This window comes from Ruminococcus sp. NATIVEDY161 (assembly GCF_045819895.1).
GTDB lineage: Bacteria > Bacillota > Clostridia > Oscillospirales > Acutalibacteraceae > Ruminococcoides.
In genome coordinates this window covers 731,121-745,150 of sequence record NZ_CP162392.1, presented here as the reverse complement: position 1 = coordinate 745,150, position 14,030 = coordinate 731,121, and the positions used below count along the sequence as shown (strand labels likewise).

The 14,030-nt window shown below is 44.2% G+C and carries 11 protein-coding genes; 7 read left to right on the top strand and 4 right to left on the bottom strand.

Features of this window, described 5'->3' with window-relative positions:
* Positions 1–167 precede the first annotated feature (167 nt).
* Positions 168–437 carry a DUF6809 family protein gene (locus AB1I50_RS03570; RefSeq protein ID WP_407724861.1) on the top strand — a complete coding sequence of 90 codons (270 nt, stop codon included), beginning with the start codon at positions 168–170 and terminating at the stop codon, positions 435–437.
* A 248-nt stretch (positions 438–685) separates the two neighbouring features.
* On the opposite strand, the gene AB1I50_RS03565 is transcribed toward AB1I50_RS03570, so the two are convergent.
* On the bottom strand, positions 686–2,272 hold the full coding sequence (locus AB1I50_RS03565; protein WP_407724860.1) for a SpoIIE family protein phosphatase: 1,587 nt from the start codon (positions 2,270–2,272) through the stop codon (positions 686–688).
* A gap of 134 nt (positions 2,273–2,406) precedes the next feature.
* Between AB1I50_RS03565 and AB1I50_RS03560 the strand changes: the two genes are divergently transcribed.
* Complete coding sequence (locus AB1I50_RS03560; RefSeq protein ID WP_316610782.1) at positions 2,407–2,703, top strand: STAS domain-containing protein; 297 nt, start codon at positions 2,407–2,409, stop codon at positions 2,701–2,703.
* Between the two features lie 238 nt (positions 2,704–2,941).
* On the top strand, positions 2,942–4,852 hold the full coding sequence (locus AB1I50_RS03555) for a hypothetical protein (RefSeq protein ID WP_407724859.1): 1,911 nt from the start codon (positions 2,942–2,944) through the stop codon (positions 4,850–4,852).
* A 50-nt stretch (positions 4,853–4,902) separates the two neighbouring features.
* On the opposite strand, the gene AB1I50_RS03550 is transcribed toward AB1I50_RS03555, so the two are convergent.
* Positions 4,903–5,469, bottom strand: coding sequence for a TetR/AcrR family transcriptional regulator (locus AB1I50_RS03550; protein WP_407724858.1), 567 nt, complete (start codon positions 5,467–5,469; stop codon positions 4,903–4,905).
* A gap of 1,170 nt (positions 5,470–6,639) precedes the next feature.
* Between AB1I50_RS03550 and AB1I50_RS03545 the strand changes: the two genes are divergently transcribed.
* The 4 genes from AB1I50_RS03545 to mobP3 all read left to right on the top strand — a co-directional run bounded on the left by AB1I50_RS03545 (position 6,640) and on the right by mobP3 (position 10,484).
* Positions 6,640–7,854 carry a tyrosine-type recombinase/integrase gene (locus tag AB1I50_RS03545; RefSeq protein ID WP_407724856.1) on the top strand — a complete coding sequence of 405 codons (1,215 nt, stop codon included), beginning with the start codon at positions 6,640–6,642 and terminating at the stop codon, positions 7,852–7,854.
* Positions 7,855–8,023: 169 nt separating this feature from the next.
* On the top strand, positions 8,024–8,383 hold the full coding sequence (locus AB1I50_RS03540; protein WP_407724854.1) for a helix-turn-helix domain-containing protein: 360 nt from the start codon (positions 8,024–8,026) through the stop codon (positions 8,381–8,383).
* Positions 8,384–8,551: 168 nt separating this feature from the next.
* Positions 8,552–8,962 (top strand): ribbon-helix-helix domain-containing protein, encoded by a 411-nt coding sequence (locus AB1I50_RS03535; protein ID WP_407724852.1) that lies wholly within the window; start codon positions 8,552–8,554, stop codon positions 8,960–8,962.
* Positions 8,931–10,484, top strand: coding sequence for a MobP3 family relaxase (gene mobP3, locus AB1I50_RS03530; protein ID WP_407724851.1), 1,554 nt, complete (start codon positions 8,931–8,933; stop codon positions 10,482–10,484). Before AB1I50_RS03535 ends, mobP3 begins: the two co-directional genes overlap by 32 nt.
* A 32-nt stretch (positions 10,485–10,516) precedes the next feature.
* On the opposite strand, the gene AB1I50_RS03525 is transcribed toward mobP3, so the two are convergent.
* A complete protein-coding gene (locus tag AB1I50_RS03525) occupies positions 10,517–11,197 on the bottom strand; it encodes a DUF6444 domain-containing protein (RefSeq protein WP_407724850.1) in 681 nt (226 codons plus the stop codon).
* A gap of 412 nt (positions 11,198–11,609) precedes the next feature.
* Positions 11,610–14,015: a leucine-rich repeat protein gene (locus tag AB1I50_RS03520; protein ID WP_407724849.1), complete on the bottom strand. Its 2,406-nt coding sequence runs from the start codon at positions 14,013–14,015 to the stop codon at positions 11,610–11,612.
* Positions 14,016–14,030 lie beyond the last annotated feature (15 nt).

Genomic DNA, 14,030 nt, shown 5'->3' with positions numbered 1-14,030 from the left:
TATTCGCCTTTAGAGCACTCCCTTTTTACTATACACGTTAGTGTATAGTAAAAACAGGGCAATAGTAGCGTTCAAAATTTGCGCCGCATAAATCAAAGATAACCCGAAAAAACTCTGGACTTTTTCTTTTTCTGTGCTATCCTGTTATGCTTGAAGGAGGTATCGGCATGGATACGATAAAAGAACTGTTCTATGGCAACATACACCCATTCGAGCGCGATGTACCTAAAGACAGCGAGGGTGATAAGCTGAATCAACTCATCATCAGGCATACCGCAACACTCAAATCAACGCTGAACGAGCAGGAAATGCAAATTGTAGCAAAACTAAAAGACGCTTTAACAGAGCAAAGCAGCTTGTGCGAATGTGAAGGTTTCATCAACGGCTTTCGATTAGGCGTCAGGCTGATGGCGGAATCCTTTTACGGCGGAGAGTAAAAAATCGCCCGGCAGCGAGGTGTGCGCTGCCGGGCAAACGACCTAGCTCGACAACATTGCTAAAGGGTGGTACAACGAAAAATAAACGCCCTGTTTCGCTGTATTTCGCCCTGTGTGCGGTTTGTTGGGGGAATGCGAGAAATGAAAACTGCGCTATTTTTGAGCGATTGTCGCAGCTTGTGAGAGATTATTTATCTTATTGTCAGAGGTATAGCACTATATCCATGTAATTTGATATGTGCTGCTTATCAGTCGGGCTTGATCTGGAGTGCAAGCGTTGTCATATCATCCGATTGCTCTGCTCCTTGGGCAAAAGCGTTGATTTCCTCGGTTACAGCTTTCAGCAGATTATCTGCACCGCAGGCTTTGTTTTTAAGCAAAACTTGCTCCAGCCGCGTTTCGCCGAATAACTCGCCGCTTTTGTTTTCCGCTTCCGTTACGCCGTCGGTATACATAAACAGGCAGTCGCCGGGGTTCATTTTTACCTTGTATTCGGGGAAATCAACATCCTCAAACGAGCCTGCCATAATACCGTTTTCAGTATCCAGCGCGGTCAGCTTGCCGGATATGATATACGGATAGTTATGACCTGCGTTGGAGTAGGTCAATTCTCCCGATTCCGGATCGTACACGGCGACAAATGCCGTAATAAACATCATATTCGGATTATGCGCCGCAAGGTTGTTATTGAACTCAAACAGCATTTTTGCGGGAGAGTAGCCGAGCTTTGAGTAGTTGTTCAGCAGAGTGATCGCGCGTGACATAAACAGCGCGGCGGTTATACCCTTGCCTGAAACGTCGCCGATCGCGACAAAAACACAGCCGTTATCCAGTATGTGATAATCATACAGATCGCCGCCGACTACCTTTGCAGTCGTCATCGAAGCGCTGATTTTGACCTTCTCGTTTTCAAAGGAGTCCGGTTCCAGCAAGCCCATCTGAATAGATTGAGCGATGTTCAGCTCGGCTTTTTGCCGGTTCAGCTCTGCAACGTCATCGATGTATTGCTCAAGCTCCTCTGCCATTGTGTTAAAGGAATCTGACATTTCGGCAAGCTCGTCCTTACCCTTGACAGGCAGCTTTTCGAATCCCGCGTCACGGTCTGAGACAAAGCCCTTCATTCTCATACTGATTTTTTTCAGCGGCTTCGATACTCTAAAATACAGGATGACTGCCGCCGAGACGCCGACAGTCAGCGTGACTATAACCATAATAACCGCAAATTCGCGGAATTTCTTTTTAAAATCACTTGTTACATTTTGAAGGGATATCTCGGCGCTCACAATTGATTTGATTTTTGCGCCTGCTTTTCCATTTTCGGAATCTCCGTAATACCAAACCGGCATATAACAAGCCAGCTTGTCCTCGTTTTTGTTCGTGATATGAACGACAATGCCGCTTTCGTCGCCCTCAAAGGCTCTTTTCATCTCATCGGTCAAGCCGCCTTCAACATAATGACCCGTTAAATCGTTTACAGGGTGCGAATCCTCTTTTGACCCTTGAAGCGCGCTGGTGCCGCGCGTCAAATACATGACCGTGTTATCCCGCAAATTCGGCAAAAGAAAGTAGATTATATCCACTTCATACTGATTGCAGGCGTTGGTAAGCACAGATGTTATGATCTGTTCATCAGTCGATTCAATATCATACTTGTCCGGGTCGGTAAAAGTGACAAGCTCGGCGGCATCCTTGGCGGCTTTCGTGATATCGGCGGTCGCTTCGGCAACTGCTTTATTATAGGTGTAGGTGTATAAAGCGGCAAACATCACGACCTCAACAGCGGTAATGATAATCAGCAGCCAAAGCGCTACCTTTTTGAATATAGAAGATTTCATACGCACACCTCCCGATTATCATTATTATACAGTATTCCGAGGCGATTGTCACTAAAAAATTTGCGCAGATTTAATGACAAATCAAAAACACTGTGTTATACTATAAGCAGTAAAAACAAAACGGAGAATGAACTATGAAAGCTACATCATCAAAAAAGGGCAGCACCTGCACACTGACCGTTGAAGGAAAAATCGACACGATGACCGCTCCCGAGTTGGAAGAAGCAGTAAAATCAAATCTTCCCAAATGCGATAAAATGATTTTTGACTTTTCCAATACAGACTATATCACCTCGGCAGGCTTGCGCGTGCTGGTGTATGCTCAGCGCGAGCTGATGAAGAAGGGCGGCGTTGAAATAACGGGCGTAAACGATAGCATCAAAAACGTCTTTACCGTTACGGGAATGTACAAGGTACTGAAAATCAAATAATACTGCGTATTATCAATCAGGGATCTCCGGTGTGAATGGAGATCCTTTTTATTTTTGAGACAATTAGTCAGTCATCTGTCTAAAAGCAGACACTTGACCTAAAAAGCGTCCAAATGTAGACAAACAGCGGCTTTTTTGAAGATTGTATTTGCCTGAAATCGGTGTTATCATAAAGCCACAGTCAAGGGAAAACGAAAACAAAATCCCAAAACAAAACCAAAGAAAAGGAGCTAACACCATGAAAAAGACAAACAACATCAAAACAAGAATCATAGCAGGTTTATTATCAACCGTCACCGCTTTCTCAGTAGGCGTTATTGCAATCAGCTCCGCTTCTGCTGCAGAAATAAATTCTTCCGAATATATTTTGCAGCAGAACGACGCAAACGCTCCCGTGAGCTTTGCGACAGTCAAAGCCGAAGACTACGGCAAGCAGGCAGGCATAAACGCTGCCAACGCCGCGTTTGATACGCTCGGACAGGTTTTCCCCGGAGCGAGCATTTTGGTATCGCCGTTCAAAACCCTGTTCAATGCGAACGTCAAAGGCGACGATCCTATCACAGCGGTAAACAACAAGCTCGACAAAATGGATCAGAAGCTTGATGATATCAGCAACACTCTTAAGGCTCTCAACAACAATATCGACCGCAATGTCGCATGGCTCGGCAACAAGACCGAGCTGAGCGAGCTAAAGACCAACTACCGCAATCTCAGCGCAGCGCTCGAGGACTTTGCGAAGGACATTTATTCGATCGAAAATGATGATGATCTCAACAATCAGCAGAAGATGATGAAGCTGGCGTCACTGAAAAAGGGCGCGGATTTCAGAGACGTAAAGCGTTACTGCACCATCATCAGAGATTATATGGACGGCAGCAACAAATATGTATCGGATTGTATGTTCGACCTGCTCTACAACGACAAGGCTCCCTCATGTATGATAGAGCGGGAAGCCTACAACAAGGCGTTCGGCGCGGCAGAGGATCTGACAAAGCAGTATATGTACGCGGTCTCTCTTATCGCCGAGTGCCAGAAAGCAGCCGACGCGGTTTACTTTTTCACGGAAGCGGACGTCAAGGCGCTCGGAAACGGCATATTCAAATCCGAATACGACAATTTTGACAAGGCAAGAGAGATCTTGGACGCTGACGACGCTGCAAAAATGCTCACAGCGGCAGCCACAGGCGCAGATAACTTCCGGAAGCACAACACCGGCAAATTCATCTTCAAGGGAAGCAAGTCGATCGACAAGGTTTGCGGACGTTTTGAATATGCAGAGCTCTATCCAAACAGAACTTCCAAGACAAACGACTACATCAACAAGAGCGCGCTTTCCACAGACGATATTAAGGCATTGGCGGCATATGTGCGCGAAAATTATCCCAACACCTCTATTTACACCTTCCTCAAAAATAACAAGGCGCTTTATTGTGATTTTAATTTGAAGAATGTCGAGACAGACATCGTTCCGGGATATATCCTGACCGATACTGCCCTTCAAACCGAAGAGCACAGAGTCGGAACCGAGGATTTAGGCGAATATGGCGGAAGTCTGTTATATGACTGCAGTGTTTACGCAAAGGGTATCAATATATGTGACCCTAAATGCGAGGAAGAGAACATTTTGGTTTATACTTATCGCAGAGCAGACATTTATATGTACTTCATTTACTGCCGTTCCAGCTATTATTACTGCAGCTCTTACGAAAAGAAGATCGTCACTCTCGGCGATCCGATCACAACGGATGAGAAAAACGCGGTAAACAAGTTGGACGAAGAAAAGGCTCAGGAAGAAAAAATGAGAAATGAGCTCTCCGCATGGAAAAACTCTCACGTTGAGTTCGCAGATCTCACCTTTGAAGATTACAAGGAATTCTTCGACTGGAAAACATGGAACGAAAGCAGCAGACATTACCATTACGACGAAAAATACTTTGCGGATTATATCAGAAATATGAAGGAATTTAATAAATACGGCAGTTATATGGATAAATACCTTTTTGTACAATATATGAAAGTCAAATTATCTCCCAATCCCAAACACGCAAACGCTCCCTACGAATTGTATCAAGAGTATGTAGAATTATATAATAAAGGTAAATATAACAGAGAGTACGGAATTTGGTTGATCGAATATAAAGGAATGTAAAATACAAAATTATCCCCGTGCCAAAACGGCACGGGGATTGCTTTTTTGCTTTATGAAAATAAACCTTCTATACCGTTGTCAAGCTCGGTGATCGTCTCGACAATAAACTCCTTCGGCTCGGCAAAGCCGCCCTCTACCCACATCGAGATCACTGCCAGACAGCCCTGCGCGCGGTAGCGGCTCATATAGGCGAGGCGCTTGTCGTCGAGGTTCGAGCCGGTTTTCTCGCTCTCCACCTGACGGAACACGCCCTCGATCATTTGGGTGAGGTCGGCGTGCAGCTGTCCGGTGTTGTTGGGACTGAAAATCATCTTGAACACCGCGCGGTTATCATACATATAATCAAGCAGACTCTTGAAAAATTCCTCCGCGGGCTGTTCGCCGAGCTCCAGCGCGATATACGCGATCTCGGTCATGGTCTCTCCCTCGATCTTATCATTGAGATCGTATATATCAAGATAATGCGTGTAAAACGTCGCGCGTCCGATATCCGCTCTGTCCACCAGCTCCTGCACGGTGATCTTGTGCAGCTCCTTTTCGGACAACAGCCCGGCAAACGCGGTGTAGATCGCCCTTTTGGTTCTTTGCGTCCTGCGGTTGTGCTTGCTCTCACTCATCCTGTCCACGCTCCTTCGGTATGCTAGTATCATATCAAATTTCTAGACAGATTGCAAGATACAGCAAACCGGTTTAGAGATTGATTCGCTCAAAATTTGCGCCGCATAAAACAAAGAAAAGCGATTTTTCAAAACTAAAAAAACGACTTGAATATCTCATGCTGAAAGTGCTGTAGGAAATCTCAATAGAATAATCATTAAACAAGAGAATGCTGTGCTTAATTGAAATGGTTTAGCACAGCATTTATGATTTATTGGGGTAGGATTTAGAATTATAGCTGGTGTGATTTGAAATTTATGAGGGAGCGTTTATCAATTACCGCGAAGTTGATTTCTGATGAATCAGAATTACCCTGAGCAACTAATCTCCATAACTCAAAAAAGTATCAGTCACCCTTTTTCTGCTGTTGGGAAAATGCTGGTATTTTGATGCTGTTCCTGAATATTTTGCAAGTTCTGATCTCGGTTTTGCATAAATGACTTTAAAATCATTCAAAACTGAAAACACAAAAAAAGGCTTGGAACCGACGTTCCGAGCCTTGAAAGTTCAGTATTTATGCGGATAATTGTTGCGGCGTTCACGTTTGGAGACCGCTGCTCTACCAACTGAGCTATACCCCTAAATATTTGGTTGCTGCGAGGTGAGACACGCTCACTCGCAAAAAGTATGATACCACATACACGCGGTTTTGTCAAGCGATTTTTGCAAGAAAACCGCAAAATATAACGCGAAGAAAAATGCAATTTATTTGAGGGGGAAGTCAGTCGGTGTGCGGCATACTTGCGTTTTTGGAACTAACGCGTGTCAAGCGCACGTTGATCACATTTTAGTTGTCCGTATTTAAGACGAAAAAAGCGTGCGCCGACACGCGTTTCACAAGCCTTAACCACTGACTGACCACGTTCTCTGTTGAACTTGTTTAACTACGTTCTTTCAGTAGCTGCACTGCGGCTGCCATAGCAGCGAAACACTTGCATTTACTTTTACAATTACGGTTCTACTTTTCAAGGCATTGTACTGATAATGGTACAGTGCTTTTTGCTATAATAGAGATAGGCAACCTAAATTGAAAAAGTAAAGTTCTGTTTTTCTTAAAATACGGCTTATTGACTGGATATTGAAGGATACTTGTGGTACTGTTTTGGTTACCAAAAACGAGGAGTGATACTATGAAACGAGAATTATTAGACAACGGAAATATTTGGCAGAAGTCAGATGGTCGCTGGATCGGGATGGTGCGCTACAAGGATGAGTACGGTGTTACTCAGCGCAAGAGCTTTTCAAGCAAGAAAAAGAAAACGCTTCAAGCAAAGATGACCGAATATGTTAAGAATTTTCAGGAACAAACACCTAACTCGGATGAAGCCCGGAAACCGCTGAAGGAGAGTATGAAGAATTGGCTGCGGGTGTACAAGTTCCCCGAAGTCGAGCGCACGACCTATGACCGATATGAATGTACTGCCGAGCACCAAATCTATCCCTATATCGGGAAGAAGCCGGTAGGCGACGTAACGCCTGCAGATATCAAAAAATTGCTTACAAAGCATATGAACGCAGGCTATGCGTTCACGACGAGCAAAAAGGCGTACTCAATTCTCAAGATGTACTTCAAGCAGATGTACCAGGAAGGTGCTATCCCGAACAATCCGATGGCGATGATTGACATGACGAAGAAAGACAACTACCTTGCTGCACAAGACAAGGAGAGCAAGCCTCAGTGTGATTTGGTGGTCGTATTCACGGATGAAGAATTAGATCAGATCAAAGCGGAAGCCTTCAAACGTTTCGCTAACGGCAAGCCTGTATATCAGCAAGCGGCGGCTTACTTCCTTATGCTCAACACAGGATTGAGGGCAGGGGAGCTTTGCGGTATCATCAACAGTGACATAGATCTCGAAAACCGCGTCATACACTTACAACGCGGTGTTAAGGAAGTACACGTCCGTGATGGCTTGGAGTATGTACCAAAGCTGGAGATAAAGGTCGGCAAGCTGAAAAGTAAAACGAGCAAACGAGACGTGCCACTTAACGACAATGCGATAGAAATGATCAACCGCTTGCGCGAGGAAGTATATCTCGGAGAGGACGCGCCGCTTATCCCTGACGAGAACGGCAACTTCACAAATCCGCGCAATATGCGAAACCGCTTCTATCGTATTCTCGACGCGATCGGTATGGAGCATAAAGGTCTACATACATTTAGACATACATTTGCAACACGTTTGATAAACGGTGTTAAACAACCCGACGGAAGTGTAAAAGCGCTCTCGGTAAAACAGGTTGCAGAACTGCTCGGACACACCACCTCGGAAATCACAGAAATTTACTACGTCAAGCGCGATAATTCAAGACTCGCCGGATTGACCGACAACTTTAATCTGTAATGCGAACGCAGAGCAGAGAGTGCCGACTCTGCTCTGCACGCCCTTTCTCTTTGCGTTCAAAATCTACATTGCCTAAAACGAAGAAACCGGAGGAACAAAAATGTATAAATACAGTCAAACGCCAAATGGTCAATACCACGGCCCTCTCCCCGTGCGTAATTTCTTTCCTTTGCCAAACGCTATTTTTGACCTTGGGCTGACGGCAGAGGAAATCGCCGTTTATGCTTTTCTGATGAAGTGCGAGGACAGGCGAACCTACACTTGCTATCCGAGTTATAAAACTATTGGCAGAGCGATTGGAAAAAGCAAAAACACCGTGATCAAGTATGTGAATATGCTTGAAGAAAAAGGCTTGATAACTAAGCACAAAACCTTTGTGGTAACCAAGGATGGCAAGGCTTGGAATGGGAATCTTATGTTTGGAATTGCGCCTATCAGAGATGCTTTGGATGTTTATTACTATCATCAAATGTGGGATAGAAACCGTATCCCGTACATCAAGCAAAAGAAGCGCAAAAAACGCCGGTGATTATTGGAAGCAGGTAAAAGCGAGCAGTCCCTTTGAGGGCTGCCCGCGAAAGACATCGGACGGCAGAGCCGACCGTTATGCAGTTTTAGGAGAATACACGCGGCGTTTCTGAGGAAGTCCTCAGTATTTACGGAGTTTGTGTGAATAGGAAATATTACGGAGGAAAACATGGAAGAATACAAGAAAGTGACTGTCAGCTTTACGAAAGATCAATTAGAAAAGTTGGATGAAATCATGTCAAAGGAGCAGGGCTACTCGCGCAGTTCTCTGGTGCGAGAGGCGGTAGATTACTATCTTGGCTACCACGCTCAAAAGGGGAGTGTCAGTTATTTGTCGCCTATTATCAGTCAAAATATCAAGCTGGTTCTGTCACGCTTTGAAGAAAACCTGAGCGAGATGCTTTTTAAGTTGGCGGTTGAGGTGAGCAAAAGCAATATTCTTTCTGCGCGTAACTGCGAGCTGAACGACTACGCTTTGAATTATCTGAATGATGTTTCCGAGCAGCTTGTCGCAGAACATAACGGCGTGCTTGATTTGGAAAAGGCGATTGATTTCGTCAACGGAGAAGAAAATGGCTAAAATTATTGTCTCCTGCCGCTTTCAAAAGAGCGCAAAGGATATGGCTGATCTCATCAGGTATATGGCTATCCGTGAAGGTGTCGAAAAACTTCCTGACGCCAAGAAATATAGGATTGCCACTCAAAAACAGCACGACCTTATTCTTTCTGTGGTGAAGCACTTCCCTCAAAGCAAAAAGTTTCTTGAATATGATGACTATTATGCTATGCCGACAAGAGATAATGCGAATGAATTTCTCAATGCTGTTGCAGAAAGATATGCCGACCGCTCGGATGAATTAAAGGGCTTGGTCAACTACATTTCAAACCGTCCCGGCGTCGAAAAACTCAGCTCACACGGATTGTTTACGCAATTTGATATGCCGATTGACCTCGATACAGTTGCGGAACGTGTTGCGAATCATGACGGTGTTATCTGGACAGAGGTGGTAAGTCTGCGTCGTGAGGACGCGGAACGGTTGCATTTTAACAATGCCGACGCGTGGAAAAATCTTGTTCGAAGGAACATGAATGAGATTGCCAAAGCCCATCGTATCAAGGTTGAGGACTTGGAATGGTACGGCGCGTTTCATAATACAACTCACCATCCGCATATTCATCTGGTGATTTTCTCAAAAGGACAGGAGGGATTTCTTTCTGAAAAAGGTATCAAGGAGCTGCGCCGCGCCTTTGGTCAGGACATCTTTCGTGACGAGCAATACAAGCTGGCAACAATCGAAACAGGCTATCGTAATGAGTTGAAAGATAATTTGGCAGACCTGTTACAGCAAATCCAAATGCGACAGTCGATTCCAAATGCTGACTATTATCTCTTTCTGTTGCGAAAAATCAAGGACGAATTACAACAGCAGAAGGGAAAGAAGCTCTATGGGTATCTACCAAGGAAGATGAAAAAGTTGGTGGATTTCGCTCTGCGTGAGATTGCCAAAGACAATAGCATATCCCAAATCTATTCCAAATGGAACGAGATCAACCGTGAAAAGCTGAGCCTGTATTATGATACGAAGGACAAACCGGACGTTCCAATCGAGAAGAACACAGAGCTGCGGTCGTTGAAAAATCTGCTTATAAGGACAGCGCTTGGAATGAACTTCAACGCGCAAATCAAAGTCAACACCGCGCGTCTCGGATTTTTATTCTCTCTGTTGGCAAAAGAGATTGTTAACAGCGCCGATCGAAGGTTGGACGAGCTCAACAAGATGATGCCCTTGCCTGACGGAAAGGAGCACTCTAAGATCCGCGAGAAAAAGCTGGCTCACGGTCAGAAAGAAGGCTCGGACACTACAGGCAATGGGGAAGAAGTCTACGACAGCCAAGCCGTGGAGGGTATCCTGACTATGCTCGACTACTTGATTTCGCTTGGCAATCAGGAGAGCGAACATGATACAGAGGAACTGAATTCTCAAACAGAATACGATTTTGATTTCGACTCTGCCTATTCTGAATATCTGAATGATGATGTTGATTATGATGAAGATGATGACCTTGATGACGAAGAACAACACTTCGGACTTTCTATGTGAACAGCACGGTGAGCGCCCTGTTTCGCCGTGTATCACCCTGTGTGCGATTTGTAGGCGAAAGACGAGTGTGTACCCGACCGGATTGTTTGCGCGGTGTTGAGCATTTGTCGAGGTTTGTGAGCGACTGCCCGTTTTGAGAGATTTTTGAAGGTTATGGTTTTGTTGACGCTGACCGCACCTACCGTATTAAAGGCAACAACAAGCGCTTGCAGATTCTTGCCGTATTGTACATTTGCTTTTACATCTTTGGGAAATGCTCCTGTTTTGGATTCGCCGCAAAGAGGGCACACTTCGACACAGAGTTTTTCGTGAGCGGTGATATTTACCTCAACTACTGCGTCAATGACGTTCCGCGTCTCCTTAACGCAAGCCTTTGAAGCGCACTTATCCCTGTAAGGACATGCGGAACAATCGGCGTGCATATGCCGATGGATTTTGTCAGGCTCGGCAAGAACAGCAAGATGGGTTCCTTGATGTCCTTTCTGTCCGCCGCGTTTCTTACCGCTTTTCTCGCGAAGACTCTTGTTGACTTTCTTGAAACCGTCAGATGATGGCGGTTTGGAGCTGTTGCCAGAGTTCTTGTTAAGCTGCTCACGCAATTCTTTGATTGTCGCGTTTAGTTCGGCTATGGTTTGATTAAGCTTTTCAATTTGCTCTAACAGCATTTGATTTTGCTTCATCAAAGACTCGATAAACTCTTGTGTAACCGGCATTTGCTCCACCGCCTTTCGTTACTGATATTATACCAGAATTAACGAAATTTGGCTATACTATCGCATTTTTGCAGTTGTGAATTTTGACGAACCCGATTTTTAAGAAACGTTTTTAGAGTCTCTGGAGAGCATAGCGTATGACAAATTTATACTTTTTTCATTCGTAAGCCCGCTATTCGATACTTCAAAATTTCTTTTGTGCAGGTATACAAATTTTTATCGTTCTGAATAGTTACATTTGTTTATTAGTAATGACAGCCCTCGCGGCTGTCATTATTTTTGGTCGCGGAAACGTGACGTTTCATCCAATTCGAGAATAAAAACCGGTTAAATAAAAAATGCGTTATCCCGACCGTTTACGATAGCAAATTTAAAGCCTCCACCGCTTGCGGGGGAGGCTTTAAGCAAGCAATTATGCTTTTTTCTTAAATTCCGTAATTTTGTCTACCGTGAACTTTTGGATATCCGTCGCGTCAAGAATATCAACCACGCCATCAGCGTTTACGTCGGCAACGTCTTTTTGTACATCAGTCAGAGTGACTTTATCAACAGTGAACTTCTGAATAATAATCGCGTCGAGGATATCAACAACATTGTCACCGTTGACGTCGCCGGTTGTATAAGTTTTAGGTACAGAAACAACATATACGCTGAAGTGGTCGGTTGTGAATACCAGATATCCGTTTTCATATACGGCGTTCATATCGGTAAGGGTATTATCGTTTTCAACCCTGTAAACCTTCGCGCCTTCAATATCGCAGGGGATTTTTACGGTTACATTACCGTCCGGCTGAACCTCAGCGCCGTCTTTAAGCAGCGAAATATCATACACACTGTTAATAGCTTCGCCCTGACCGAGAACTATATCTCCGGCTTCGGTTTCAGCTTTTTCGATAACCTTAAGAGTCAAGCCTTCATCGGAAGTAACGGAAATATTTGTTTCTTCATCGGTGTATGTTTGATTATTATTCCCGCTTATCACAACAAACGGAATATTATTTTTATTTGCGTATTTTTCCGCCTCGCTTCCCTTAACTCCATATATAGTAAAACCTGCGGCATAGCCGTAAAAAGCGTCATTGCCAATACTCGTAACACTCTCGGGAATTGTTATGCTTGTCAAGCCGGTGCATTGAGAAAATGCAGAATCGCCTATACTTGTAACGCTGTCGGGAATGGTAACACTTGTTAAGTTTTTGCAATTTGAAAAAGCATAATAGCCGATACTCGTCACGCTGTCGGGGATGTTAACGTTTGTCAAACCGGTACAATTATCAAAAGCAAAAGCGCCGATACTCGTTACGCTGTCGGGTATGTAAACGTTTGTCAAACCGGTGCAGCCATCAAACGCAGATGTGCCGATGCTTGTTACACCGTCTTGTATAATAACGCTTTTGATATCCGCTCCCCACGGAGCGGTTGTTATCCAAGAACCGTTATACAATTTGTTTGAATAATTATCCATTTCGCAATTGCCGCTGATTGTGAGTGTGCCGTTTTCATCAAGCGTCCAAGTGCAGCTAAATTTTGAATCATCAAAATTAAAACCTTTAGACAAGGCGTATCTTTCCGCTTCGCTTCCGGAATATCCGTAAATGGTAAAACCGTCAATTTTCTGTAATTCGGAATTATCATCATAATAATATCCAAACGCGCGAATTCCAATAAACACTACACTGTCCGGAATGGTTACGCTTGTTAAACCGGTACATCCTATAAACGCATAATCGCTTATAAATTCCACATTGTCGGAGATTTCTATGTTTGTTATGCTGGTACATTCCGAAAAAGCATAATTGCCGATATCTACCACATTGTCAGGAATCTTCAAATCAGTAACAAGTTCATTGTTTAAATACAGATTGTGTGCATAAGATAAAGGATTAGCATAATTATTGTCATAACTAATATTGCACCAAGCTGCAATATCTGAAATATTGACTTTTGTCAAGCCTGTACATTCTTCAAACGCGCCCCATCCGATATTTGTAACACTATCAGGAATCGATATGCTTTTCAAACCGGTACAACCATCAAATGCAGAACTGCCGATACTCGTAATGCCATCCGGAATTATAAAGCTTGTTAAGCCGGTGCAGTTTCTAAACGCTTGATTGCTGATGCTTGTCACGTTGCCGGGAATGGTAACACTTGTTAAGCCGGTGCAACCGTAAAATACATAATCACCTATACTTGTTACACTATTTGGAAGTGATATATTTGTCAAGCCTGTGCAACCTGAAAACGCACTTTCGCCTATACTTGTCACGCTGTCGGGAATGGTTATGCTTGCCAAAGCGCTACAGTATGAAAACGCATGGCCGGTAATTCCATTTGTTCCTTCTTTAAGAAAAATGCTTGTGTTGTCAGGCATTTTTCCTTTGTATTTATAAGCAACCTTACCTGCGTATACCAAACCATCGGGCTGGTTGTTAAACCATGCTGTATCGCTAAACGCAAACTCTCCGATGTTTGTCACGCTGTCGGGGATTGTCACGCTTGTAAGCCCCTCACTGTAGGTGAACGCCCAACTTCCGATGCTTGTAACGCCGTTTTCTATAACTACACTTTTTATGCTATCACCCCACGGTACAGGATTGTTGTAATCGTAAGAATCCATTTTGCCGTTACCGCTGATAGTCAGCGTACCTTCGTCGTCAAGCGTCCAAGTGCAGTCGCCGGTTGTACCGCTTTGTTCGCCGACTTTTGATGTTTCGGAATTTTCCGCCGCGCTTACGGTAAACGGTACCGCAGTGAATACCGATGTTACAATTATAAACGCAAGCAGTATACTTAGTGTTCTTTTTAATTTCTTCAATTTCTTTCCTCCTCA